Origin of the sequence: Anaerosoma tenue (assembly GCF_023161965.1) — a bacterium.
GTDB classification, from domain to species: Bacteria; Actinomycetota; Coriobacteriia; order Anaerosomatales; family Anaerosomataceae; genus Anaerosoma; species Anaerosoma tenue.
In genome coordinates, this window is the sequence record NZ_JALNTY010000001.1 from 672,343 (window position 1) to 698,932 (window position 26,590).

Below are 26,590 nucleotides of genomic sequence, written 5' to 3' on the forward strand. Positions count from 1 at the left end.
CTGCCCGTCTGCCTTACGGCGTGAAGTCCACCGCCGGATCAAGACGCCGTACGAACGCGGCGAGCATCTTGGCGGTGTTCTCCACGTCCTCGAGCGCGAGCACCTCGGTGGGTGTGTGCATGTAGCGGAGCGCCACGCTCACGAGAGCGGCCGCCTTGCCCCCACGCGAGAGCTGGATCGCGTTCGCATCGGTGCCGGTGCCTCGCGGCGCGCCTTCCACCTGGTACGGGATGCCCTCGGCCTCGGCGGCCTCGCACAGGAGCTCGAACACGCGCGGGTTGATGTTGGCGCCACGGGAGATCACGGGGCCGCCTCCGCACTTCACCTCGCCGAACTTCCGCTTGTCCACATCCAGGTAGTCGGTGGCATGCGTGACCTCCACGGCGATGCCGACGACCGGGTTCAGACTATATGCCGAGGTGGTGCCGCCGCGCAGGCCGATCTCCTCCTGCACCGTGCCGGCCGCCACGAGGTCGCCCGCCGCCCCACCGCCCTCCTTCACCAGACGCAGTGCCTCGGCGCATATCCAGGCGCCCATCTTGTCGTCGAACGCCCGCGAGACCGCCATGCCTTCGCCAAAGGTCTCCAGGCCCACGCCGTAGGTCACCGGATCGCCTACGCGCACCTTCTTCTTCACCTCGTCACCGCTCATGCCGAGGTCGATGAACATCCGGTCGATCTTGACGACCTTCTTGCGATCCTCGTCTTCCAGCAGGTGGATCGGGAGGCGGCCGAGCACGCCACGGAGCACGCCGTCCTTGGCGTGGACATCCACGCGCATGCCCGGCAGGATCTGCGGGTCATGACCGCCGATGGGCGCGAACGCGCAGAAGCCGTCATCGGTGATGTAGGTGACCATGAAGCCGATCTCATCGATGTGGCCGGCGAGCATGACGCTGGGGCCGTCGCCGGTGCCCTTGAGCAGCGCGTGCACCGATCCCATCACGTCGGTGGTGACCTGATCGGCCAGAGGTGTGACGTACTCGCGGAACAGCTTTGCGGCGGGCTGCTCGTAGCCCGAAGGCGACGGGGATTCTACGAGGGTTCTGAAGAACTCGAATGACTCGGGACGCATGAAACCGCCTCCTCGTTGGACATGATGACGAACCGTTAGTGTACCCTTGCGCATCGCGGGGCACCAGCCGGCGCAGCACTCCTACCGCGCGTCGCGCGAGCGTCCCTTGTGCTCGTACATTCGCTCGTCGGCCCGGCTCAGGGCGTCATCGATCGTCTCGCCCGCCGCGGGGTCGTACGCCGCCCACCCCCAGCTCAGATCGACCCATGGCTCGTCTCCGGCAGCGTCCCGGCCCTTGCGCACGGCCGACCCGAAGCGCGAGAGCACGGTGTCCGCCATCGCGTCATCCTGCTCGGAGAAGCACACCACGAACTCATCGCCGCCCATACGGGCGATCACATCGGACTCCCGGAACGTATCACGCAGTAATGTGGCAGCGTTCACGAGCGCACGGTCGCCCTCCTCATGGCCGAGTGTGTCGTTCAACGTCTTGAGCCCGTCACAGTCGATGAACACCAGGTGCAGCCGGGCGCCAGTTCGCTCGGCCTCACGGGCCATGTGCTCGGCCACGGTGAAGAAGCCGCGCCTGTTGTAGAGGCCGGTGAGCTGATCGTGGATCGCCAGCTCGCGCACCTCGTCCTCCATGCGCTTGCGCTCGCTCACATCCACCACGCTCGTGACCATATACTCCTCGCCATCGGAGCGCAGCGTCTCCATAGAGACCATGCCTATGATCGGCTCACCGGCGCTGCTCCGGAACTCGACCTCACGGCGGTCGACCTCGCCGCCTGAGCGCAACTCGGCTATCAGCGTGCTTCGGTCACCCCAGCGCCCCCAGACCCCTAGCTCGCGACTGCTCCTGCCGATCACCTCGTCGCGCGAGTAGCCGGTAAGGTCGCTGAACGCCTCGTTGACCTCGAGGATCGTCCCGTCGGCAAGCCGGCTGAGCACCATCGCGAACGGCGAGGCCCTGAACGCGCTGGCAAGGATCCCCTCCTGCGTCCTGAGCTGCGCACCAAGCATGCGGTAGAGCAACAGCGCCAGGGAGAAAGTGACCGCCACGACCGCTGCCGAGTGCAAGGTGATCATCATCACGTCGGCCGATGTGGAGCGCATGAAGGTCGGCCCGGCACCGAGCGTCACGATGCCGACCGCTCTCATCAGGTGGACCGCGGTGAGGAATGCGAATGCCAGGCCGACATCGCGGGTCAGTCGCCGCATCGACCGCTCCACGCCCACGAACATCAGCCATGAGGACTCGCCGGAGATGATGCCGAGCACCAGGGCGTTCACGAATACCCTGAACGTCTGGTCGACCGGGTCGAATGCGAAGTACACGCTGTACGCGGCGTACGCGATGAGCAAGAGCGTCTCGGCGTGCTTCGGTCGAACGCGATCCACGAGATGCTCCAGGCCCACGAGCACCACGAGGCTGCCTGCAAGCAGAAGGATACTGGCGAGGGAGAGCGAGAGCAGGTCCGGGATGAGGTCGCGAAGCGCGAGGAGCGCCACGCCCAGCGCCGACGCGGCAAGGCCTCCCGCCACCCACTGCATGCCATCGAAGCGCTCACGACTCTGATACCACAGCGCGCCCGCGATCGCGGTGCAGGTGGCGAACACGGCAACCATCCCCACCAGCGCAGTACGCATGTCCAGGGCGTCCATGTCAGGTCACTCCGTTGTCAGTGCGTCGTTCGGGCGCCGCCGATCCCGCTACGCAAGCTCGAAGTCGAGCCGGCGCTCCATCACGCTTGCATCGACCACCCGCACCGTCACCGGCTGTCCGAGCCGGTAGGTGGCGCCGGTGTTCGCCCCGCGCAACATGAAGCGCTCCCCATCGAGCTCATAGTAGTCATCGGTCATCGCTTCCACATGCACAAGCCCTTCGGCCGTGTTCTCCAACTGCACGAACAGGCCGAACCCCATCACCCCGGTGACGATCCCTTCGAACGTCTCACCGAGATGCCGCTTCATCAGCGCTACGAGCTTCACCTTCTGGCTCTCGTTCTCAGCGGCCTCCGCTTCGCGCTCCATGGTAGACGAGTGCTCGGCGAGCCACTCCAGTTCGGGCACCATCTCCGCTATCGGACCCTTGTCGAGCTTCCCGATGAGTTGGGCTTTAAGAAGCCGGTGCACGATGAGGTCGGGGTACCGGCGGATGGGGCTGGTGAAGTGCGTGTACGCCTCGCTCGCCAGGCCGAAGTGCGGGCCGAGATAGTCCACGTAGCGCGCACGCTCGAGCGCGCGCAGCAACAGCGAGTTGATGAGCCGCTCCTCCGGACGACCGTGGGCGAACGCGATGATCTTCTGGAACGTGCCAGGCCCGGCGCCGTGCATGTCTTGCACCGGATAGCCGAACTCCTTGAGGATGACCGCCGCCTGCGAGAGGGCATCGGCGTCCGGATCCTCGTGGATACGGTAGACCATCGGCGCCCGGGCTGCGGTCATATGACGAGCGACCACCTCGTTGGCCGCGATCATGGCCTCCTCGATCATGTTCGTCGCGTCCGTACGGGAACGCAGCACCACGTCGACCGGCTCGCCCTTCTCGTCGAGCGTCACCCGCGCCTCCACCGTCTCGAAGTCGAGACCCCCGCGCGCCACACGCCGTTCGTGCAGCCACGCGGCGACCGTGCGGAAGCCGGTGAGCGCACGTTCGCTCTCGGGATCCGGATACCCGCCGCCGCCGAACCAGCCCTGCACCTGGTCGTAGTCGAACCGGCGATCGCTCCTGATCACGGACGGATAGCACTCGTACCACTCAATCGCGCCCGTCTTGTCCACCAGCATCTCCACGGTGAACGCAAGCCGGTCCTCATCGGGATTGAGCGAGCAGATCACGTTGGAGAGATGCTCCGGGAGCATCGGCAGCACGCGGTCCACCAGGTAGACGCTTGTGGCACGGTGGCGTGCCTCCACGTCGATCGCCGAGTCCCAGGGCACGTAGTGGCTCACGTCGGCTATGTGCACCCACAGTCGGAACGACTTGCCCTCGCGCTGGATGGAGATCGCGTCGTCGAAGTCGCGCGCATCGGCGGGGTCGACGGTGAGCGTGAACAAGTCGCGGACGTCGCGCCGGCCGCGTTCGACCTCGGCGTCGATGTCCTGGACGAGCGCCCCCGCGGCCTCGGTCACCTCGGTGGGGAAATCGGTGGCGAGACCGTGCTCGCGGATCACGATCTCCACGTCCACGCCGGGGGCGTCCTCGGGACCGAGGACCTCGGTGATCACGCCCTGCATCGCATCCCGTTTGTCGCCGTAGCGCGTGATGCGGGTCACCACGACTTCGCCGGGCCTGACCTCTGCGTCCGACCTCGACAGGTCGACGAACAGGTCGCCCCGGATCCGGGAGTCCGTGGGAACCACGATCCCCAGCCCGCCATGGCGCTCGAACCGTCCCACGATCTCCGTGATGCCCCGCTCCAGGACCTGCACGACCTCGCCGGAGCGCCCTGCATGCTTCCGCCGCGTATCCAGCCGCACGCCCACCACGTCACCGTGCATCGCGCCGCCGGTGTCGCGCTTGCCCACGTAGATGTCGCCCACCGGCGTGCTCACGAACCCGAACCCTTTGCGGTTCATGGAGAGCCGGCCCACCGCGAGGTTCCGCTCGCGCAGTAGGCGGTATGAGTCCTCACCCACACGGGCCACCATGCCCGACTTCTCTAGCTGGGCAAGCACCCGCTCGATCTTGCCGGTATCGAACCCCGGGCCACCATCTGCCTCAACGGCGCCCGCGATACCCGCCGCGTCGAGCGCGGTGTCCGAACGCCGCAGGACCTTCAGGACGAGCTTGTCGGGGCGCATGTGCCTCCGCTCCTCCCTGGCCACCGACCGCCTGGCGAACGGTGCCGGGACCGGCTTGTGTCGAGGGTAGAATCAACGTATGGTGCAACCTTACCGCAAGCGAGAGCATCAGGAGTCGTGATGGAAGCCTCTCATCCCCGCCCACCGCTGCTCGTCCGCGACGGGACGCTCACCCACCCGAGAGACATCGTCCGCGCACTCGAGACGGTGGAATCGTTCGCATACCGGTATATCGTGGACGGCGAAGAGATCGCCACCGGCCGCGCGACACTGGTGCGCATCATGCTCGACGAGTACTCGGCCACCACGCTGGTGAACGGTTGCCTGTTCCTCAACGTGGCGAGCTTCAACTACCTGAACTTCACCACCGCCGCCGATGGCCAGACGCACATCACGCTCTTCAACGACGGGGCCGCGCTCGAGATGACGCCGATCGACGAGGCCGACCTGCGCCCCGGCCCGCGCAACGTCATCCGCCTGATGGAAGAGAGCGTGTTCGAGGGAACGTCGTTCGTGTCGCTTGACGACGAGGACGACGACGAGTAGCCGGGCGCTCGGCGATCGGCTCCCCTACAGTTCGCCCCGCAGGATCTCCAGCGCCTTCTGGAGCTGCACGTCAGTCTCGCGATCGGTGATGAGACCGTGTTCCATCTCCACCACGATGTCGGGGGTCAGCCCGATCTTGTCGATGGCGCGCCCGTCGGGCGTGAGATAGTGCGCGATGGTGAGCTTCACGGCCCCGCCGAAGGAGAGCTCTTCGATCTGCTGCACGCTTCCCTTGCCGAAGGTCTGCTCCCCTACCAGCGTCGCGCGCCCGTAGTCTTGGAGCGCCCCGGCGACGATCTCACTGGCTGATGCCGAGTTGCCGTTGACGAGCACCACCAGCGGCGCATCGGTGACCGTCTCGCCGCTCGCACGATGCTTCTCCACCTGACGCGTTCGGTCCTCCACGGTCACGATCACGCCGTCGGTGATGAACAGCGAGCTCACATCCACCGACGCCGAGAGCAGACCGCCCGGGTTGTTGCGCAGGTCGAGCACGAAGCCGCGTGCGCCGTCCGCTTCGAGCTCCTGGATGGCCGAGCGCACGTCCGTCGCCGCCACCTGAGTGAAGCTCACGAGGCTCACGTAGCCGATGTCGCCCTCGAGCATCTCGCTCTCGACGTTGGGCACGTCGATCTTGGCGCGCTCGATCGTGTAGTCGATCAGCTCCTCGGCCCCGTCGCGACGGATGCCGAGCACCACGGTGGTCCCCTCTTCGCCGCGGATGCGCAGGACCGCCTCATCCACGTCCCAGCGAGACCGCGCTTCCCCGTCGATCTCCACGATGAGGTCGCCGGGCTGGAGTCCCGCCCTGGCGGCGGGCGTGCCCTCGATGACCGAGTTGACCACGAGGTCGTCGCCGTCGTTGGAGATCGTGATGCCGATGCCGTAGAACGTCCCCATGTTCTGCTCGTTGAAGTACTCGTACTGCTCGGCGGTGAAGTAGACGGCGTGCGAGTCTTCGAGCGACTCGAGCATGCCGCTGATGGCGCCGATCGTCATCGACTCTTCCGAGGACGGCTCCAGCGCCAGGCTCTCGATGATGTCGGCCACCTCGGCCACCGCGTCGTCGACCTCAGTGTCGGTAAGCGAGCCGCGACGATCGCCATCGATCGCGTCAGCGAGCGTGCGGTCGAAGAACACGCCGCCGGCGAACGCCGCAACAAGGAGTATCGCCACGACCGTGACGGCGGCCGTGACCTTGAGGACCTTCTCCATACGGATACCTAGACCTTCAGATAGCGCCTCAGCGCGAGCATGGCGCCGACGAGACCCATCACGATACCTGCCGCGACGAGCGCCAGCGAGACCTGCAGCGCATCGGCTGTGGAGAGCGAGATCGGCAGGAACGCGAGCATCTCGCTCAGGCTCGGCAGCACGTAGAAGTACACGAGACTGAGCGTGCCGATCGCGAGCAGAGCGCCGATAAGGCTCTGGATCACGCCTTCCATCAGGAACGGCGTACGGATGAACCAGTTGGATGCGCCTACAAGGCGCATGATCGCGATCTCCTTGCGCCGGGCGTAGATCGCCAGACGGATCGCGTTATTGATGAAGATGAGGCTGATCACGGCGAGCATGACCACGAAGACGATGCTCAACGTGCGGATGATGCGGGTGACCGTGAACAGCTGGTTGACGATCTGCTGTCCGTACTTGAGCGACTTCTCAGGGTCATCGGGGCGGTCCGCGACGGTCGTGAACGTCTCGCTCGCCTTGATGCTGTCGACCACCGCCTGGACGTTGCGCGGATCCTTGAGCTCCACGTCGAGAGAGGCCGGAAGCGGGTTGCCCTCGAGCTGGTCGATGATCTCGGGGCTGTCCTGGACCATCGACTCCTTGAAGTCCTCGAGCGCCTGCTCCTTGGACGTATAGACCACGGTATCGACCATGTCGTTGGTCAGAAGCTGCTGCTGGAGCGCGTCCACCTCCTCGGCGGGCGCGCCGTCCTTGAGGAAGATACGGATCGAGACCTTGTCCTCCACCGACTGGACCACCTGGTCGAGCAGCATGCCCGAGCCGAGCGAGACGCCTACGAGCAGCAATGAGAGGTAGATCGTGATGATCGCGCCCAGGCTCATCACCCAGTTGCGCTTGAAGCTGACGAACGACTCCTTTACGAAGTACCCGACGTTAATCGCCATAGCCGTAGACACCTCGGTCCTGGTCACGGACGACCTTGCCACCCTCGAGCGCGATGACGCGCTTCCGCATGGAGTCGACCATCTCGCGGTCGTGCGTGGCCACCAGCACCGTGGTGCCGGTCTTGTTGATGCGGTTCAGCAGGCTCATGATGCCGAGCGACGTGGCGGGGTCGAGGTTACCGGTGGGCTCATCGGCCAGGAGGAGCGGCGGCCGGTTCACGAAGGCGCGAGCGATGGAGACCCGCTGCTGCTCACCACCGGAAAGCTCATCGGGGTAGCTTTCCATCTTCTCGTCGAGCCCCACGAGCCTGAGGACCTCGGGGACCTGCGTACGTATCACGTGCTTCGAGCGTCCGATCACCTCGAGAGCGAACGCGATGTTCTCATAGGTGGTCTTGTTGGGCAGGAGCTTGAAGTCCTGGAAGACGCAGCCGATGTTGCGGCGAAGGTACGGGACCTTCCAGTTCTTCATCTTCACGAGGTCCTGGCCCGCCACCACGATCTGTCCGCGTGTGGGGAGCAGCTCGCGAAGGAGCAGGCGGATGAAGGTGGACTTACCCGAGCCTGAATGCCCAACGAGGAATACGAACTCACCCTGCTCGATCTCGACGTTGCAGCCATCGAGCGCGGGGGGTTTGTTCGGAACGTAGATCTTGCTGACGTTCCGCATCGAGATCATAGGGGTACTCCCAGTCTGTGCGACGATTCCCGCGATAGTCTAGCAGAAGGCGCACCGTTCATTCTTTCACGAGACCCGTCCGTCACCGAATGAACAACTTCTCCACGGAACGGTCGCGAAGGAGGACACGCCGGATGCATGCAGACTATTCGAACTCCTCCATCGCGGCAAGGGCGCACAGGGGGAACTCCCTCAGACATGCCACCAGCCAGGGCGCATAGTCGTCGGGCCGGTCACGCATCTCGATATCGAGGTCCGCGAGACGGAACGCGCCCACCTCGGCCACCTCGGCTGGATCCGGGTCCAGCGGACCCGTCGCCCGGCCCACCAGCACGTGGCAGAGCTCCCTTTCGCTGCCGGCTCCCGGCAGCTGCGCGTGATACGCAAAGGAGCCGATGCTCCGCAGCTCGCACGTGCAGCCGAGTTCCTCCCCCACCCTCCGGCGGGCGGCGTCGATCACGCTCTCACCGGGGCGCGGGTGCCCCGCGCAGCTGTCCGCCCACGCCAGCGCCCACAAGCGCTTGAACGGGCTCCGACGGGCGAGCAGCAGGCGACCCTCGGCATCGACCAGCAGCGTCATGAACGCGCGGTGCAGGATGCCCTCGCCGTCATGCGCGTCCGTTCTGGACACTTCGCCGAGTTCGTTGTCATGCTCATCCACCGCGATGACGGGCTCGTCATCGTGCCAGGCGGCCGTGCTTGCGGTCACCCTGCCCGCGGGTGTGTTGCTGTCCATGGAACGCCTCTCCGTTCACTAGCTGGGTCGCCACAGGATCCTGCCGCAACCCTGCAGGAAGCGTAACGCCCCTCCCGGCTGTCCGCCAGAAGGGGCGCCACACACGTCTGTCATCAGCCCCCGAAGAGCGAGGGGGCCCACTTGGCGGGATCCACCTCGAGGAAGGCAGACCGCTTGAAGCGGTCCTTCAGCTCGAACGGCACAGTGCAGTCGAAGATGACCTTGCACGAGATGCCGCGATCGCGAAGCGCGGCGTTGTACTCAGGACCCTGCGAGGGGTCGAGAGGATGGCAGCGCACCCCGGGAATCATGATCGTGTCGATGTCGCCCTGGAAACGGGTGTTCATCGCCCAGAGCACGTCGTTGCTGTCGAACGGATCCACGTCCTCGTCCACGAGGATCACGTGCTTCAGCTCGGAGAACGCCGAGAACGCGAGCAACGCCGCCTGGCGCTGCCGGCCCTCGTCGCTCGGGATGCTCTTCTTGAACTGCATGACGGCCATGTACTTGCCGCCTCCTGCCGAGTGCGAGTACACGTTCTGCAGCCGGCCGGGCATCGCGCGGTCCACCATCTGGATGATGCTGGCCTCGGTTGGGATGCCGGCCATGCTCACGTGCTCCTCGCTCGGGCCGATCACCGTCTGCATGATGGGGTTCTTGCGGTGTGTGACGGCCTTGACCTTGATGATGGGGAGCTCGGGGTTCGCCCTGCCGGTGTAGCCGGGGAACTCGGGCATCGCCTTGCCGGTGTCGGTGTTCTGGTCCTCGCGGACGCGCACGTTCGGCACCAGTTCGCCCTCGATCACGTACTCGGCGTTGGCGATCGCCTTCTCGCCGATGGTGATGCAGTCCACCATCGGAACGGCGGCGCCGCGGATCGCTCCGGCGATGCTGAGCTCGTTGAAGCCAAGCGGCGTGGTGGGCGGCTCGAAGCAGGCCGCGATCTCGATAGCGGGATCGACGCCGATGCTGATCGAGATCGGAAGCGGCTTACCGGCGGCCTCGGCCTTCTCGCGAAACACGGTGAGGTGCCGCGCGCCGGGGACGAAGTACATCGAGATCTCGTCCGCGCTCTGCAGGCACAGCCGGTGGATGGTCACGTCGGACTCATCGGTCTCGGGGTCCGAGGCGTAGCACATGCCCATCGTCACATAGGGACCGGCATCCTCTGGTGTGTTGGTGGGAGCCGGGATCAGCTTACGGATGTCGAAGCCGGGGTCCTCGGCCCGATGCACGACCTCCTGGCACACGGCCTCCGACTGAGGGACCGTTACCGGATCGATCGGCGCCGCGACCGCGTCCTTCAGCAGGTAGCCAAGACGCTTGGGATCGGTATCGAGCATGAGCCCGACGCGCTCACGGCTGGCCAGCAGGCCGATGAGCACGCGCGCATCGGGGTGTCCTTTGACGTTGTTGAACACCATCGCGGGACCCACCTGCGTGGGCCGCATCACGGTGCCCCAGGCGCCGACGTGCCGGTACACTCCCGACAGCTCGGCGTCCGGGTCGACCTCCACGTCCGTTTCGAGCAACTGCCCCTGATGCTGCTCCAGGAGCTCCAGCATCGAGCGTAGATCCGGGTAGTCATCCGCCATTCGTCATCTTCCTCTCGTCCGTGCAGTCGCGTTCTTCGCACAGCAGTTCGATGATCCGTCCAAGCGTCGCGCGGTAGTTGGCGGTGAGCTCGCGGATGTCGGCGGTGCCCGCGTCGTCCACGTGCAGGCCGATGCTGACGCTTACCCGGCACTGGAGCGCCGTGGCCAACTCGAGCGCTGCGGCCCGGGCCAGCTCGTCCTCCTTGTGTCCGGTCACGCACAACACGCTCGCCGATGCCGACGGGGCATCCGGATCCATGAGGCTCGGACGAGGGATGCCGAGGGCGACGGCGCCGATATGCGGCGCCTCGCCTCCCCCGAAGCACACGGAGACGTCCGGACCGCATGAGACGGCGAGTCCGTCCACCCGCAACCGACGCTCTCCCTCTGAGGCGCTGAACGTCCTCATCAGACCTCGGCGCCCTTCCACGACACGAAGCGGTCGTGCTCGAGGCCGAACTGCCGTAGTACCTTGCCGATGATGTGGTTGATCTGGTCTTCCATGGTCTGTGCGCCGTTGTAGAAGGTGAGGACCGGCGGGATGATGGTGCACCCGAGATCGCCTGCCTCATGCAGGTTCCGCAGGTGGATCTTGCCGAGCGGCATCTCCCGGGGCACCAGCACCACGCGCCGGCCCTCCTTCAGGCATACGTCCACAGACCTCACGAGCAGGTTGGCCGCGTAACCCGCGGTGATACCTGCCAGCGTCTTCATCGAGCACGGGATCACGATCATGCCGTCGGTCACGAACGAACCGCTCGAGATCGACGCAGCGAGGTTCTTGTCGCTGTGATAGACGTCGGCCAGCGCCGCAAGCTCGACGAGCGGGATGTCGCACTCCAGCTCCCAGGTCTTCTGGGCGCCCTCTGTGACGACGAGGTGCACCTCCACGTCAGGATGCTGCTTGAGCGCTGACACGAGGTAGTAGCCCATCACCACGCCGGTCGCTCCGGATATGCCAACGATGATCCGCATGATCGTCTCCTGATGGTCTCGTTGTTACAGAAGCCCGGTGATGCTGAACCAGGGCACCATGACGCCGACCGTCGTGATGAACATGACGGCGATGAGCGGCACGCCGAGACGGATGCTCTCCTTCTGCGTGTAGCCACCGGTGTCTTCGGCCGCACCCACCAGGACGTTCAGGTGATGGAACGGCAGTACGTAGTGCCCGGCGATCGCCATGTACGCGATGAGCGTGGGCACGAGGGGGTCGATCCCCATCGGCGCGGTGAAGGCGATGATCGCCGGTACCGCTACGCCCATCACTGCGATGACGCTTCCCAGCACCATGTGGATACCGATCACGATGAGCGTGATCACACCTGCAAGCAGGAAGAGGTTCGAGGGCGCGGTGGACGGCAGCAGGGTGTCCGCGATCCACGCGTTCATGCCCGTGGCGCCACCGACCACACCGATCGCGATGGCCGCGGTCAGGAATGCCAGCGTCTGCATCGGCACTGCCGACCAGTCCTTGGGCGTGAGCACCTTGCCGATGATAGGCATGGACATGAGCATCGGGATCGCCAGGGTGATCCAGCCGATGTTGATGCCATGGAGCGTGTCGGTCATCCACAGCACGATGGCTATGACGATCCAGAACAGGGTGCGCTTCTCGATCGCGGTCATCGGGCCCATCGCGTCGAGCTTCTGCTTGATCTCATCCTTGTTGCATTCGACCTCTTTGGTGGGCTTGAACAACACGAGGATGAGCAGGCAGGTGAGGATGCTGGCGATCAGCGCTGGGGGACCCATGTTGATGAGCCAGCTGGTGAAGCCCATCTCGCCGCCGGAGGCTTCGACCGCCAGCGGGTTGATGACCGCGTCACCGGTAAGGAAGATGAGCGAGACCGGCACCGACGCCGCAAAGACCGTGAAGCCGATCTTGATGCCATCCTCTTTGGGGATGTTCGAGGTCTGGATGATCACGGCCATGACCGACATGATCAACAGCGCGCGAGGCCAGGGGTGCGGGATCAGGATGCTCAGCACGAACGTGAGGATGAAGATGCCGATGATGATGCTCTTGTAGCCGCTCACGAACCGGAGCAGATAGTGGTACGCGATGCGTTCGCCAAGCCCTGATGTCTTCACTGCGGTCGCTATCAGGTAGGCGCCGACCACGAGCCACATGGTGGTGCCGGTCCACGACTTGAAGACCACGTCGGGCCCGGCAACGCCGAGAACCACAAGCAGAGCGAGATACAGTGCGGAGGTGTAGCCCGGCTGTGTGATCTGGAAAGCCCAGAACACGACCGTCATGAGCGAGAGCGCCAGGCACTTCTGCCCCTCAGGGGAGATGCCCTGAAGCGGCAGCAGCCACACGACGGCGCCCACGATCACGCCCAGCAGGAGGCCGATCTCACGCTTGGTGATTGAGCTCTTTGCTTGTTCCACGTTCCCTCCTTCGATCGGATCGGATCCGGCACGGCGCGTCGGCGCCGCCCCGGACGACGGGTGTGGCAGGGATGGCCGGTCCGGGGCGGTAAGGGGGTGGGCCCCGGACCGGCTAGCAGGGGGGCTAGTCGAGCGGCGGGATGGCCGGGATCACGCCCAGCTCACCGATCTTCGCCGGGTCGAGCTTGAACTTGTCGATGATCTGCGGGGTCTCCGTCGAGCGCCACGAGTACCAGCAGGTCTCGCACACGTAGACTTCCCAGACGTCGCCAACGGGCGACTTGACCATCACACGAGCGGCGCTACCGCAGCGTGGGCATTCCATGAAGTACCTCCTTCAAGCGTGTCTCTGGTGCACGGTCCTGTATGCGTCGGCATACAGAGGGACAGGCCACTTAGGCTTCCATCTGCTTCAGCATGTCGCGGATGATGCCGTTCCACTTCTCGGTGCCCGCAGGGTCCTTGAGAAGCTCCACCGGACGCGGGTTGGGCTCGGGAGCGACCGGGGTGGTGGCGTCGATGATGAGCTTGGTGGTCATACCGGCCGGGTAGCTCGACGGATCGAGCGGCATACCCGCCGCGTTCTCGATCATCGTGACGTCCTTGCTCGGCAGCACGCGTGTGGTGAGCGCCCACATGACCTGCTCGAGGTTGAACGGGTCTACGAAGTCGTCGACCATGATGAGGATCTTCGTGTACGGCATGCCATGCGGAGTGGAGAGCAGGCGCATCGCCGCACCCTTGGCGTGACCACCGTAGCGAGGCTTGATCGACACGATGGTACCGATGCCGTGCGTGTACATGGCGTTGACGGCCTCCACCTCGGGGAAGTCGGTCTTCAGCTGCTTGTACAGCGGCACGCTGGTGTTGAGCGCCATGAGGTAGTCGATCTCGGTCCAGGGCATGCCAAGGTAGAGGTTCTCGAAGATCGGGTCGTTGCGATGCGTGATGCGCGTGATCTGCACCTCGCACTGCAGGCGGGAGCCGGAGTATGAACCCGGGAACTCGCCGAAGGGACCCTCCACCACGCGCGTGCGCGGGATGATGTAACCCTCGAGGACGACCTCGGAGTGAGCCGGCACGAGCAGGTTGGGGTCGGTGTCCGCGGCGACGATCTCCGTGGGAACGCCGTCCTGCAGCGCGCCGACGAACTCGTACTCGTTCTGGCTGTAGCCCACCGGGGTGGAAGCCATGAACGTCACGAGCGGGTTGTTGCCCAGCGTGATCGCGATCGGCAGCGGCTCGTTCTTGCGCTCGGCCTTGGCGAGCTGGATGGCGATGTCGTGCATCGGCAGGGCCTGGATACCCACGCGGTCCTTGTCCTTCACCTGGATGCGGTAGGTTCCCACGTTGAGCTTGCCGAACTCGTCCGGCACCTCGGGGTCGTAGGAGATGACCGACGCCTTGGAGAGGAAGAAGCCGCCGTCCTGCTCGTTGATGCGGTACAGAGGAAGCACCTCGAAGAGGTTGATATCCTCGGTGATGGTGTTCTCCTTGCAGAGCGCCTCGTCACGCGAAAGCACCGTGGGGGCCACCGGGAACTTGTCCCAGCGGCGGTTGAGCTCCTCGAACTGCTCCTTGGTGGGCGTGTCCTTGGCCATACCCATCATGAGCGCGTGGTTGGCCCACGAACCGTGCGCGTTCGTGACGACCGAACCCTTGTAGCCGTTGATGTTCTCGAAGAGCACCGCGGGCCCGTCAGCCATGCGCGAAGCAGCGCGACCGGCGGCACCGATATCGGGCTCGGGCATGACTTCGTCCTTCACGCGGACAAGCTGGCCCTCCTCCTCGAGAGCCGCCAGGAACTCTCGGAGGTCCTTGTAGACTCTAGCCATCTGAACTCCTTCCTTCGTTCGCCTCGAACGGCCCTTCCGGGCCTCCGTTGTCCGATGAGCGCCAGCCTGATCAGGGCCTCTGCGTCTCACCGATGACCACGTTGGGACGAGCGCAAGGAGCACGCAATTCGGAGTGGGAACGCCAGGATTCCGGAGCGGAATACTCCTGCGGCAACCAGCGGGAGGGTGCGCGAACGCGCAACTTAACTTGCCTGAACGGAATACGAACGGTACCCGCCGGGGGATGAACGGAGGGTATGCTGTTCGTGGATGCATCTCTGCAGCAGGAGCAGGGAAGCCGCGCGCACCGGGGCAGCAGCCCCAGAAGAGGCCGCGCCTCTTCCACAAAGGAGGCACCATGAACGTAGCGCAACTCCAGTACTTCCTCGCCGTCGCCCGTGAGGGCAAGTTCTCCACCGCAGCCGAGAACGCGTACGTCTCGCAGTCCTCGCTCTCCAAACAGATCAAGTCGTTGGAGGAGGAGCTCGGCGTGGAGTTGTTCACACGGGGTCCGAAGGGCGCATCGCTCACGCCGGCCGGCGAGGTATTCCTGGAGTTCGCCACCAAAACGTACCGCCGCTATGAGGACGTGCTCGTGCGCCTCGAGCAGTACAGCGGCACCACACAGCGACATGTCCGGATCGGCGCTTTGCCGCTAGTGTCGGACTACGGGCTCCACGCCGACCTTGCCGACTTCCAGATCGAGAACATGGGCGTCCAGATCGACTTCGTGGAACGCAACCAGGGCGAGATCATCAGACGGCTCGAGCTCGACCGGCTCGACCTGGCGATCCTGCGCACCGACCTGCTCTCCCCCTCCGAATACGAGTGGATCGACCTCATCCACGACGAGATCTGCATCGTCTGCTCGGCGCGCCATCGGCTCGCCCGGCGCACGGCGATACCGATCGAACAGCTGCGCGACGAGCGGTTCGTGCTGCTCGATCAGCAGTCGGCGGTGACGATGCGGTTCATCGAGGAGTGCCGGGAGGCGGGCTTCTACCCCAACATCATCTTCACCCACACGCGGCACGAGCCGCTCATCGGCGGTGTGGGCAAGAACGCGGGGGTCACCGCGCTGCCCCGCGGTCTCACGAGGCGCATCTCTCGCGATCCGCGATCGGAGACGCTCGTGAAGTGCGTATCCCTGGAGAAGCCGCTCTACACGGATGTGGGACTCGTGCGCAGGCGCAACCACGCGCTCTCCCCCTGGGCGGAGAGCCTCTACTCGTATTTCGCGCAGGTGTACGAGACGCCGGTAGGCCCGGACGAGATCACAGGGCCCGAGGCGCGCTAAGCACCCTGGCTGAGCGTACTACCGCTTCCGCGCGAGCAGTTCCCGGGCGCTCGCGGCGATGTCGGTAGCGGTGAGTCCGAAGTGCTCCATCAGCTCGGCAGGCTCGCCCGAGGTGCCGAACACGTCGCGTACCCCCACCCGTGCGAGCGGCACCGGCGCCAGCTCACCGAGCGCCTCGGCCACAGCCGAGCCGAGCCCGCCGATCACCGAGTGCTCCTCGCACGTGACCACAGCTCCGGTCCTGAGCGCCGAGGCCGTGATCGTGGCGGCGTCGAGCGGCTTGATCGTGGCGGCGTCGATCACCTCGGCATGTATGCCATCGAGCTCCAGCTGCTCGGCCGCGGTGAGCGCCTGCTCCACCATCACGCCGCACGCCACGAGGGTGACGTGAACGCCCGAGCGCAACACACGCGCGCGTCCGAGTTCGAAGGTGTAGTCGTCGTCGTAGATGACCGGCACGGCGGCGCGTCCCAGACGGATGTAGAAGGGGCCGGGAGTGGCCGCGGCCACGCGGATCGCCTCGCGGGCGGCCACCACGTCCGCCGGCACAAGCACCCGCATGCCCGGGAGCACCCGCATCAGCGCGATGTCCTCGAGCATCTGGTGGCTTCCGCCGTCGGGACCCACGGTGATGCCGGCATGCGTGGGCGCCACCTTCACATCGAGGCCCGAGTAGCACACCGTGTTGCGGATCTGATCGTAGGCGCGACCGGTGGCGAACACGGCGAAGCTTCCCGTGAACGCGATCTTACCCTCCACGGCAAGGCCGGCCGCGGTGCCGATCATGTTCTGCTCGGCGATACCTACGTTGAAGTGCCGGTCGGGATACGCCGAGGCGAACTTGGCGGTGGTGGTGGATCCGGAAAGGTCGGCGTCGACGGCGACCACCGGCAGGCCCTCGTTGGCGAGCTCGATCAGGGTGGCGCCGTACGCCTCGCGTGTTGCGCGCTTCTCGCTCATCGGGCGCCCCCTTCGGTCGCTGAGGCCGAAGTCGATCCGGCCGCCTCAAGTGCTGCGCCCAGCTCGGCAAGCGCGGTCGCGGTCTGCTCGGCGCTTGGCGCCTTGCCGTGCCAGCCGGCGTCGCCCTCCATGAAGGAGACGCCCTTGCCCTTGACGGTGTACGCAACCACGACCACCGGCACGGCGGGATCCGCCGGAGGCTCGGTGAGCGCGTCGAGCAACCCCTCGACGTCGTGCCCGCTCGTCTCGCGGACCTCCCAGCCGAAGGCGGCCCACTTCTCGGCCACGCCGCCCAGGCACATCACCTCGCTGCACGCGCCGTCGATCTGCAGGCCGTTGTGGTCCACGATGGCCGTCACGTTGCCGAGGCCGTGGTGCGGGGCGAACATCGCCGCTTCCCACACCTCCCCTTCCTGGAGCTCGCCGTCGCCGAGCAGGCAGAACACGCGCGCGGGATTCTCATCCAGGCGAAGCGCGAGCGCCATGCCGTTGGCAATGGCCAGACCCTGGCCGAGCGAGCCGGTGGACACCTCCACGCCGGCGCACTTCTGGCAGTCGGGGTGGCCCTGGAGCATGCTGCCGAGCTTTCGGAGCGTCTTGAGGTGGTCGCGGCCAAGGTATCCGGCCTCGGCGAGCGCCGCGTACAGCACCGGCGCCGCGTGACCCTTGGAGAGCACGAACCGGTCGCGCTCCGGCCAGTCGGGCCGGGCGGGATCATGACGCAACACGTGGAAGTAGAGCGTGGCCACGATATCGGCCGCGGAGAGCGACCCTCCGGGGTGTCCGCTGCCGGCCTCGGCGATCATCTCCACGATGTCGTAGCGCATCCGCGCCGCCTTGGCCTCGATGGCCGCGATACGTGCCGCGTCGGTCATAGGTTGGCTCCCATCTCCTTGAATCCTTCGCCGAGCACCTCATGCACGTTCGCGATCACCACGAACGCCTTGGGGTCAACAGCATGCACGAGCGCCTTGAGCGAGTCTATCTCCCTGCGCGAGACCACCGTGAAGAGCATCTCGCGCGACTCCCCCGAGTACAGACCCTTGGCGACCAGCCCCGTGGCGCCGCGTCCAAGCTGGTGCATGACCGCATCGGCGATCCGCCCCGGCTCGTCGCAGACGATGAACGCGGCCTTCTCCACCGCGAGACCCTCCTGCACGAGATCGATCACCGCTCCCATCACGAACACCGCCACGGCGCCGTAGAGCGCCAGGTCGGGGCCGAGCACCACGGCGGCGACCAGCGTGACCACGGCGTCGGCGATCAGCATGATCTGGCCGATGCCGAGGTTGACCTTCTCCACCAGCAGCTGCGCCACGATGTCGGTGCCGCCGGTGTTGCCGCGCGCCTTGAACACCAGCCCCATGCCGATGCCGGTCACGGCGCCGCCGTAGAGCACGGCGAGCAGCTGGTCGTGCGACGCGAGGTGCGGGGTGAAGGGCGCGAGCACGTCCACCGCGACCGACACGAGCACCATGCCGTAGACCGTCTTGGCGCCGTAACGCCACCCCTTGCGGCTGATGCCGATGATCAGCAGCACCGAGTTCATGGCGAGCATCTGCACGCCAACGGGGACTGTGATGCCGAAGCTGTCCTGGAACAGGTAGTAGAAGACGGTGGCCAGACCAGACACGCCACCCGCGGCGAGCTTGTTGGGGATGAGGAACGCGTTGAGACCCCATGCGGTGATCAGGATACCGATGGTCATCAGGATGTAGTCGCGCACACGGCGGTTCTTGAGCACCGTGGCCGCGTTCGTCTTGGCCAGTACCTGTCGTACCATCACCGCACCCCCGATCCCGGAGCCGGATCAGTCGTTGGAACCGGCGCCCACGGCCGCGGCCTGCTCGCCGGACACGCGCCACCGATGATAGCCCACCACGAACTCGTCGAGGTCGCCGCCCAGCACGCCGTCCACGTCGCCCGTCTCGATGCCGGTGCGCACGTCCTTGACCATCTGGTACGGGTAGAGCACGTAGTTGCGTATCTGGCTGCCGAAGGAGATCTCCTGCCGCTCCCCTTTGAGGGCGTCGAGCTCGGCGGCGCGCTTCTCCTGCTCCACCTCGTACAGGCGCGACCGCAGGATCTTCATCGCGGTCTCCTTGTTCTTGAGCTGGCTCTTCTCGTTCTGGCAGGTGACCACGATCCCGGTGGGGATGTGCGTCAGACGCACCGCCGAGTCGGTGGTGTTCACGCTCTGGCCGCCGGGGCCGCTCGAGCGGTACACGTCCACCCGCAGGTCCTCGTCGCGGATCTCCACCTCGATCTCGTCGGGCAGCACGGGCAGCACCTCCACCCGTGCGAAGGTGGTCTGGCGGCGCTTCTTCTCGTCGGTGGGACTGATACGCACGAGCCGGTGCACGCCGTTCTCCGAGGCCAGCATCCCGTAGGCGTTGCGGCCCTTGATGGTGAGCACGGCGCGGTCGATGCCGAGCTCCACCCCGGCCGGCGCGTCGTGCACGTCGACCTTCCACTTGCGGTTGCCCGCGTACTTGATGAGCATCTTCATCAGCATCTCGGCCCAGTCCTGCGCCTCCAGGCCCCCCTGACCGGGCAGGATGGTCACCAGGGCATCGCCCGAGTCGAACTCGCCGGTGAACCAGCTCGCGAGCTCGAGTTCCTTGGTGCGCCTGGTGATGTCCCGGATGGCCGAGGTGGCCTCGGCCGCGAGGTCTTCGTCCTCCTCGGAGACGGCGAGTTCGTTGGCCACCTCGAGGTCGTCGAGCGCGCTTGCGATCGACTCGTACTGCTCGATCTCGTCGCGCAGTCCCGCCGCCTGCGCCATGATGCGCTGCGCCGCGGACTGGTCGTCCCAGAAATCGGGGGCGGTGGTGCGCTCTTCGAGCGCGGAAAGGTCGGCGCGCTTGGCGTCGAGGTGCAGGTAGCCGGCGATCTCCTCGACGCGCTCGCGGAGCGCCTGGATGTCTGTGCTGCGGTCTTCGATCATCTCGTACTCACACTGCTCTTCGGTAGGGACGGACAGGCCCGGGAAGCGGCGCTTACGCCGCCCGGGTCATGCGTTCGCGCCGTGGCAGTGCTTGTACTTCTTGCCGCTCCCGCAGGGGCAGGGCTCGTTGCGGCCAACGTTGGCGTAGGGGTCGCTCTTGTCCTTCACCACCGTGGCGCCGCCAGGAGTCGCGGAGCGCTTGGCCCCCGCCGCGGCGGCAGCCGCCATCGCCTCGCTGGCGCCACCGCCGGCGGCGGCCTGGCTTGCCGCCTGCGCACGCGCGCCGCCGAAGATCGTGGACTCGGTAGGCGCCGTGTACGTGACGCGGCTCAGCTCCGGCGCCTCGGGCGCGGGCTGCACCGTCACCTGGATGTGCGTGATGGTGCGGAGGAAGTCGCGGTCGATCTCGGAGACGAGGAACTTGAAGGCGTCGTACGCCTCGGCCTTGTACTCCACCAGCGGATCGCGCTGGCCGATGGCGCGCAGGCCGATGCCGTCGCGCAGGTAGTCCATCTCCAGCAGATGGTTCATCCAACGCGCGTCGATCACGCGCAGCATCACGTGGCGCTCGAGCGCCCGCATCTGCTGCTCGCCGATCTCGGCCTCCTTGGCCTGGTAGAGCGCGAGCACCTTGCCCGCCAGCGCCTCGGTGAGCTCGGCGGGCGTGTCGGCCCCGCGCACCTCGCCGTCGACGAGCGATGCGCCCGTGATCTCGTTGAGGGCGTCGGCCAGACCGTCCCAGTCCCACTCCTCCGAGTAGCTCTTCTCGGAGCAGAACTCGGCCACCGTGCTGGCCACCGTGTCGCGGATCATCTCCTCCACGCGACCGCGGATGTCCTTGCCGTCGAGTATCTGGTTGCGCTCGGCGTAGATCACCTGGCGCTGCTTGTTCATCACGTCGTCGTACTCGAGCACGTACTTCCGGCTGGCGAAGTTCTGCGCCTCCACCTGCCGCTGCGCGCTCTCGATGGCCTTTGAGACCATCTTGGCCTGGATGGGCATGTCCTCCGGGATGTCACCCTTGGACATGAACGCCGAGATGCGGTCCATGCGCCCGCCGCCGAAGAGCCGCATGAGGTCGTCTTCGAGGGAGAGGTAGAACTGCGACACGCCGGGGTCGCCCTGGCGGCCGGAACGCCCGCGCAGCTGGTTGTCGATGCGGCGGGAGTCGTGGCGCTCGGTGCCGATCACGGCAAGGCCTCCCGCGGCCACGACCTCCTCGTGCTCCGCCGCGCACACGCGCTTCGCCTCGCCGAGCGCGTCGGCGCGCTGCTCGTCGGTGGCCTCCTCGGGGTCGATACCGCGGTTGCGCAGGATCTCGTCGGCGAGGAACTCGGGGTTGCCGCCGAGGATGATGTCGGTACCACGGCCGGCCATGTTGGTGGCGATGGTGATGGAGCCCTTGCGGCCGGCCTGCGCCACGATGTGCGCTTCCATCTCGTGGAACTTGGCATTGAGCACGTTGTGCGGCAGGCCGCGGCGCTTGAGGGCACCCGAAAGCCGCTCCGAGTTCTCGATGGAGATGGTGCCCACCAGGCACGGCTGACCGGCGGCGTAGCGCGTGGCGATCTCTTCTGCCACCGCGTCGAACTTGGCGTCGATCGTGCGGTAGATGAGGTCGTTGCGGTCGTCACGCACCATCGGCCGGTTGGGCGGGATCACCACCACGGGCAGGTTGTAGATCTCGCGGAACTCGGCGTCTTCTGTGACCGCCGTACCGGTCATGCCGGCGAGCTTCTCGTAGAGGCGGAAGAAGTTCTGCAGCGTGATGGTGGCGAGCGTCTGGTTCTCCTCGCGCACATGCACGTGTTCCTTGGCCTCCACCGCCTGGTGCAGACCGTCACTCCAGCGGCGGCCCACCATGAGGCGGCCGGTGAACTCGTCGACGATGAGCACCTCGCCGTCCTTCACCACGTACTCCACGTCGCGGTTGAAGAGGTACTGCGCCTTGAGGGCCTGCTGCAGGTGGTTGACCATCTGGCCCGACGGGTCGGCGTAGAGGTCCTCGATGCCGAGGAGCTGCTCCACGCGGCTGATGCCCTGCTCGGTGGGCGCAACGGTGCGCTTGGCCTCGTCGAGCTCGAAGTCCTCGTCGATCTTGAGGCGCGGCGCGATCTTGGCGAAGCTCTTGTAGGTGTCCGCCGAGCGGGTGCCCGCGCCCGAGATGATGAGCGGCGTGCGCGCCTCGTCGATCAGGATCGAGTCGACCTCGTCCACGATGGCGTAGTGGTGGCCGCGCTGCACGCGATTCTCCGCGCGGGTGACCATGTTGTCGCGCAGGTAGTCGAAGCCGAACTCGGTGTTGGTGCCGTAGGTGACGTCGGCCGCGTAGGCGGGCTTGCGCGCGGCGGGGTCCATGCCGCTCTGCACGATGCCCACGGTGAGGCCAAGGAAGCGGTAGACCTGACCCATCCACTCGCTGTCGCGCTTGGCCAGGTAGTCGTTCACGGTGACCACATGCACGCCCTTGCCGGCGAGCGCATTGAGGTACACCGGGAGCGTGGCCACGAGCGTTTTGCCTTCACCGGTCTTCATCTCGGCGATGTTGCCGCGATGGAGCACGATGCCGCCGATGATCTGCACATCGAAGTGGCGCATGCCCAGCGTGCGCCTGGCCGCCTCGCGCACCACGGCGAACGCCTCGGGCAGGAGGTCGTCGAGCTCCTCCCCCGCCTCCAGGCGGGAGCGGAACTCATCGGTCTTGGCGCGAAGCGCGTCATCGGTGAGCGGCTCGATCAACGGCTCGAACGCGTTGACCTGCTCTACCACCGACTCGTACTCACGAAACTGCTTACCCTCACCGGCGGTGAGGAGTCTGGTGAAGAAGTTGGCCATCGAGAAAGCGCTCCTTAAGGAGGCGAGAACGTACAGTATCCAGAACCTGCAGATTGTAGCACGGAGCCGGAGCGCCTCACCGCCGCCGTGACGTCTTGCGGGTGGTGTGAGGGGCCGGAAGCCCGTCGGCTTCCGGCCCCCTTGCGGTTCCACAGGCCCGCACGCATCCGCTCGCGTTGCTGGTGCCCCTCAGGAGGTCTCCCGACTCCTCACCGCTCCGCTCGCGTGCCGTGCGCGGTGACCTCGCAGGCAGCCTGCCGAACCGTCACAAGCACATCGTAGCCAGCAATGTTGAACAGGAATTCAACAGGAACCGAACACAGCGACGGCGAGTCTCCGGGCGCGAGATACTTCGGAGATCACCGCTACTCTCCATCCTCCATCGCGAGGACAGCCTGGAACAACTCGGTCGTTTCCGAGCAAGGGTCTATCCCGAGATCATCCACGAGACGTGTCCTGCACAGGTGATACGTTTCGATCGCCCCACTGCGCTGGCCGGCGGTCATCTGGCATCGCATGATCATCTGATAGACGTCCTCGCGCCAGGGATCGGTCGCCGATGCGCGACGGAGGAAGCTCAGGGCGGCATCGTAACGACCAGTCTCATACGCCGAGTCGGCCGCCACGAGCATGGCGTCACAGAACTCCCGCTTGAATCTGGCCCTGTCCTCCTCGAACCACGACTCATACAGATCGGCGGGCAGTAGGTCTCCCCGGTAGACTTCGGCGAGTAACTCGCCAGCCTCGACTACGTCAGCGTGCCTGCCGGATGAGTTGGCTTCTCGAATCGTACGTGAACATCGCCCGAAATCTGCGATATCCGAATGGACGGCCTCGGTGACCCGACACACCCCGCCCGTGCAGACGAGGAACCGGCGCCAGGCGTTTCCCCGCTCACCAGAGAGGATTGCGGTCTTGAGCGCACTCCAGGTCACGTAGAAGTTCCGTAACGCGCGCTCGCGATCCATATCCGGCCAGAGGTACTCGAGTATCACGTCTCTCGAGAGGTCACATCCTTGTCTGCACACGAGCATCAAGAACAGCCGCCGGGACTTCCTCTTGCACCAGTGTTCCTCTTCCACCCTTCCGCCGGGGCCCGTCACCTCAAGGCGCCCGAAGAGCTTGACGTGAAGATCGCTTGCGGCGGCGACCGGAACATTGGTGTCTGGCGGGGCGCTCATCGACCGCCCCATCAGCGTCCGCTCGGGTGACTCCTCGGGCCGACATCGTGACGCGATGTAGGTCCACTCGTCTGCAGTCAGCAGTCCCATCTCCGATGTCCTGGCAGCCTCTGCGACCCTCACGGGCACCAGCCACAGGAGTTTCGCAGACATCAGCAGCGGGCCGACGGCACGCGCCGCGAGCCCCAGGAGGCCCGGAAACGCGCGGACGTAGAATGCGAGGGTCATGTTCGGAGAGCCGCTCCTGATGTACTCCGTGTATGGCGTGAGAATCTGGACCGCGTCCGCAACCCGCCCCTCTCGACGCTCCACTTCGGCCATGACCAGATCGCTCCTGAACAAGTGGCCGGATGCAGCGGTGCCCCGAATCTCCGGCTCGACCTGATGGATGAGCTCCACTGCGATCGCCGGCTCATCCAGCGCGAGGTGCGTGGCGGCCGCCTCGATCATAGCCGCCAAGTACGTCATGCGGGCGCCCTCGCCAAGCGACTCAAGGAGTATCAGGCTTCTCTCGATAGTACTGAGCGCCCGATGGTTCTCCGTCATTGCGCGCAAAGAGCGCGCCGCATCGATGCCGTATGTTGCGACACCGAAGTCGTCCGACTGCTGTTCGAGGATCGCCATGGAATTGGAGTGGGCCTCATCGGCATCTTCCGTACGATCAGTGACGAACATGATGTTGGCGAGCGTACCGAGCGCATAGGCATGGAGAGCCTCAAGGCCTTTGAGGTTCGCGACCTCGCTGATGACCGACCCGAGGATCTCCTCTGCCGTATCCACTTCCCCGAGTTCCGCCAGGGCCGTCGCATAGTTCGTCCTGAGATGCAGTCGCTGTACGACGGAGATGTCGCTCCTGCAGGCGATGGGCGCGAAGAACTCTACCGCCGAAGTCCAACTCCCAAGACACTGACAGGCGACGGCAGCCGCACAGTTCGCCGCGAGCACGGCCTCATCGGAGCCAAGGTCGAGGCTGGGAAGCATGTGTCGCACTGCGTCTGTACGCGCGAGGGCCTCCTCAAGCAGTCCGGACTGTGCCTCTGCCACAGCCAGGTAGGCCTCACACAGACATCGGGCAGCAACATTGGCCCCCAGCGCCGGGTGATCGCGCAGTCGTTCGAGATCGCCTCTGGCATCGCCCATGCGTCCTCGGTCCAGATGGAGTCGTGAGGTCAGCAGAACCGCGGCAACGAGGCTCTCCTCGTCTCCGGCGGCTCGGGCCACACACTTGGCAGATGCTCCACAATCCATAGCCTGGTGAGGCATGCCCTGCGCGCGCTTCAGGTGCCCAAGCAAGACAAGCAAGCGCGCACTCGACGCGATCACACTCATCGGAAGCCGAGACATCAGGCGCGCCGAGACTGCATGCCCAACATGCCGCATCATCGCGAACCCAGCTTGCTCGCTCCACGCAGCGACCTCGTCAACGCTCCCGTACAGTTCAAGTGCGTGCGCGAGCCCCGCGTAGTCTCTCGTCTGCCACATGCGCTCGTAGATGATTGATCGAAGGGCGCATAGGTCATCCACGTCTAGGCGGTCCTTGGCCACTCGGTGCGCGACATCCGCGAGCACCGAGTGCGCTCGGAAGCCAAGCGCCCCCATCGGCATTTCCATGAGACTCAGGAGCGGCATAGCACGGGACAAGCCGCTCCAGTCCACGATGAGATCGCAGGCGACTGCACACTGCTGCAAGGTGGTGAGGAGGCCCTCCCGCAGCAACGCAGCCACGTACAGTGCAGCCACTTCGTGCTCATCGAAGCGACCGACGATGTGCTCAACCTGCCAGACCAGATCCCGCGGTCGGAAATCCCCGCATCGGAAATCGTGCCGAAGCATGATATGTGTCATGGCCGGGTGGCCGCCGAACAACGCAAGAAGCGCGTCGACGTCATCCTCGTCTCTCGACTCACGTCCGCTGTGCAACAGAAGATGCGCCACCTCGTCCGCCGACAGCCGTAGGTCGTCCTCCTCGATCAGCCAGACGCGACGTGGGTCCAGGCGAGAATCACGTGGGATTCGGCGGCAGTTCATGATGGTGCGAGCGGATGTGCCCACGTGAGTGCGCAAGTATGATGCAACCTCTACCACCGAGTGGATGCTTCGAAGCTCGTTGACCCCATCGATCAGCAAGAGGACACGCTTGCCCGCGAATCGCGTGAGCTTCTCTCGCAGAAGGAGAAGCACGTCCGACATCTCGTCGTCTACCGCACACGCAGAGGCGGATATCGGACCAACCTCCGGCGCCGTCCGTACATCGAGAGCATCCCCGATGTACTGGACAACCTCAGTGGCACTTGCATCGATGTCGGGCAGTTCGACCCATATCACAGCATCGTACGCGCCTGACACGGCCACCTGTGCTGCCAGTACCGACTTGCCGTATCCGGCGGCGGCGCACACCAGAGTAAGTGGCGGACACTGACTCTCAAGCAGCCTCAGCAGTCGACTACGTACCATCATGGGCTCAGCCTGCAGGACGGCGTGTCCCAGTATCTCCATCGCAGCTCCCCCTGATTCCGGCGCTGGAGACCCCCTGAAGGACTATCATGTAAGCCTATATACGCCCACAGTGCAATACTCATGCTGCAAATAGCACAGGCCGTATTCACAGGCATGATTCTG

Annotated in this window: 21 protein-coding genes; 2 read left to right on the forward strand and 19 right to left on the reverse strand. The window is 65.5% G+C overall.

The window, feature by feature from the left end; translation table 11 throughout:
- Nucleotides 1–13: 13 nt before the first annotated feature.
- The 3 genes from MSB02_RS03375 to rnr form a co-directional block, all read right to left on the reverse strand.
- Nucleotides 14–1,075: a M42 family metallopeptidase gene (locus MSB02_RS03375; protein ID WP_267193791.1), complete on the reverse strand. Its 1,062-nt coding sequence runs from the start codon at nt 1,073–1,075 to the stop codon at nt 14–16.
- Between the two features lie 81 nt (nt 1,076–1,156).
- The gene (locus MSB02_RS03380) at nt 1,157–2,680 is read right to left on the reverse strand and encodes a sensor domain-containing diguanylate cyclase (protein ID WP_267193792.1); all 1,524 of its coding nucleotides are present in this window, start codon (nt 2,678–2,680) and stop codon (nt 1,157–1,159) included.
- Between the two features lie 48 nt (nt 2,681–2,728).
- Nucleotides 2,729–4,822 (reverse strand): ribonuclease R, encoded by a 2,094-nt coding sequence (rnr, locus tag MSB02_RS03385; RefSeq protein WP_267193793.1) that lies wholly within the window; start codon nt 4,820–4,822, stop codon nt 2,729–2,731.
- A 120-nt stretch (nt 4,823–4,942) separates the two neighbouring features.
- Here rnr and MSB02_RS03390 point away from each other — a divergent pair, with 120 nt between their 5' ends.
- Entirely contained in the window at nt 4,943–5,368 is a 426-nt protein-coding gene (locus MSB02_RS03390) for a hypothetical protein (RefSeq protein WP_267193794.1), read from the forward strand.
- A gap of 24 nt (nt 5,369–5,392) precedes the next feature.
- Here the strand turns inward: MSB02_RS03390 and MSB02_RS03395 are convergent, their stop codons facing one another.
- From MSB02_RS03395 to MSB02_RS03440, 10 genes are all read right to left on the reverse strand, one after another.
- A complete protein-coding gene (locus tag MSB02_RS03395) occupies nt 5,393–6,583 on the reverse strand; it encodes a S41 family peptidase (protein ID WP_267193795.1) in 1,191 nt (396 codons plus the stop codon).
- 8 nt (nt 6,584–6,591) lie between these two features.
- On the reverse strand, nt 6,592–7,509 hold the full coding sequence (ftsX, locus tag MSB02_RS03400) for a permease-like cell division protein FtsX (protein WP_267193796.1): 918 nt from the start codon (nt 7,507–7,509) through the stop codon (nt 6,592–6,594).
- Nucleotides 7,499–8,188: a cell division ATP-binding protein FtsE gene (gene ftsE, locus MSB02_RS03405; protein ID WP_267193797.1), complete on the reverse strand. Its 690-nt coding sequence runs from the start codon at nt 8,186–8,188 to the stop codon at nt 7,499–7,501. Before ftsE ends, ftsX begins: the two co-directional genes overlap by 11 nt.
- A 145-nt stretch (nt 8,189–8,333) precedes the next feature.
- Nucleotides 8,334–8,924 (reverse strand): isopentenyl-diphosphate Delta-isomerase, encoded by a 591-nt coding sequence (idi, locus tag MSB02_RS03410; RefSeq protein WP_267193798.1) that lies wholly within the window; start codon nt 8,922–8,924, stop codon nt 8,334–8,336.
- Between the two features lie 113 nt (nt 8,925–9,037).
- A complete protein-coding gene (locus tag MSB02_RS03415; protein ID WP_267193799.1) occupies nt 9,038–10,519 on the reverse strand; it encodes a UbiD family decarboxylase in 1,482 nt (493 codons plus the stop codon).
- On the reverse strand, nt 10,509–10,928 hold the full coding sequence (gene lpdD / locus MSB02_RS03420; protein WP_267193800.1) for a prenylated flavin chaperone LpdD: 420 nt from the start codon (nt 10,926–10,928) through the stop codon (nt 10,509–10,511). The genes MSB02_RS03415 and lpdD overlap by 11 nt, the downstream gene beginning before the upstream one ends.
- Complete coding sequence (locus tag MSB02_RS03425; RefSeq protein WP_267193801.1) at nt 10,928–11,494, reverse strand: UbiX family flavin prenyltransferase; 567 nt, start codon at nt 11,492–11,494, stop codon at nt 10,928–10,930. The genes lpdD and MSB02_RS03425 overlap by 1 nt, the downstream gene beginning before the upstream one ends.
- 24 nt (nt 11,495–11,518) lie before the next feature.
- On the reverse strand, nt 11,519–12,895 hold the full coding sequence (locus tag MSB02_RS03430; RefSeq protein WP_267194117.1) for an SLC13 family permease: 1,377 nt from the start codon (nt 12,893–12,895) through the stop codon (nt 11,519–11,521).
- Between the two features lie 145 nt (nt 12,896–13,040).
- Nucleotides 13,041–13,241, reverse strand: a complete 201-nt coding sequence (locus MSB02_RS03435; protein WP_267193802.1) for a non-oxidative hydroxyarylic acid decarboxylases subunit D — start codon at nt 13,239–13,241, stop codon at nt 13,041–13,043.
- 70 nt (nt 13,242–13,311) lie between these two features.
- Complete coding sequence (locus MSB02_RS03440; RefSeq protein ID WP_267193803.1) at nt 13,312–14,751, reverse strand: non-oxidative hydroxyarylic acid decarboxylases subunit C; 1,440 nt, start codon at nt 14,749–14,751, stop codon at nt 13,312–13,314.
- 358 nt (nt 14,752–15,109) lie between these two features.
- Between MSB02_RS03440 and MSB02_RS03445 the strand changes: the two genes are divergently transcribed.
- Complete coding sequence (locus tag MSB02_RS03445) at nt 15,110–16,048, forward strand: LysR family transcriptional regulator (protein ID WP_267193804.1); 939 nt, start codon at nt 15,110–15,112, stop codon at nt 16,046–16,048.
- Nucleotides 16,049–16,066: 18 nt separating this feature from the next.
- Here MSB02_RS03445 and MSB02_RS03450 read toward each other — a convergent pair whose 3' ends face one another.
- The 6 genes from MSB02_RS03450 to MSB02_RS03475 all read right to left on the reverse strand — a co-directional run bounded on the left by MSB02_RS03450 (nt 16,067) and on the right by MSB02_RS03475 (nt 26,467).
- Complete coding sequence (locus MSB02_RS03450) at nt 16,067–17,008, reverse strand: transketolase family protein (RefSeq protein ID WP_267193805.1); 942 nt, start codon at nt 17,006–17,008, stop codon at nt 16,067–16,069.
- On the reverse strand, nt 17,005–17,883 hold the full coding sequence (locus tag MSB02_RS03455; protein ID WP_267193806.1) for a transketolase: 879 nt from the start codon (nt 17,881–17,883) through the stop codon (nt 17,005–17,007). The genes MSB02_RS03450 and MSB02_RS03455 overlap by 4 nt, the downstream gene beginning before the upstream one ends.
- Nucleotides 17,880–18,791, reverse strand: coding sequence for a YitT family protein (locus tag MSB02_RS03460; RefSeq protein WP_267193807.1), 912 nt, complete (start codon nt 18,789–18,791; stop codon nt 17,880–17,882). Before MSB02_RS03460 ends, MSB02_RS03455 begins: the two co-directional genes overlap by 4 nt.
- 27 nt (nt 18,792–18,818) lie before the next feature.
- Nucleotides 18,819–19,955, reverse strand: a complete 1,137-nt coding sequence (prfB, locus tag MSB02_RS03465; RefSeq protein ID WP_267193808.1) for a peptide chain release factor 2 — start codon at nt 19,953–19,955, stop codon at nt 18,819–18,821.
- Between the two features lie 66 nt (nt 19,956–20,021).
- Nucleotides 20,022–22,790 (reverse strand): preprotein translocase subunit SecA, encoded by a 2,769-nt coding sequence (gene secA, locus MSB02_RS03470; protein ID WP_267193809.1) that lies wholly within the window; start codon nt 22,788–22,790, stop codon nt 20,022–20,024.
- Between the two features lie 365 nt (nt 22,791–23,155).
- A complete protein-coding gene (locus MSB02_RS03475) occupies nt 23,156–26,467 on the reverse strand; it encodes an AfsR/SARP family transcriptional regulator (RefSeq protein WP_267193810.1) in 3,312 nt (1,103 codons plus the stop codon).
- Nucleotides 26,468–26,590 lie beyond the last annotated feature (123 nt).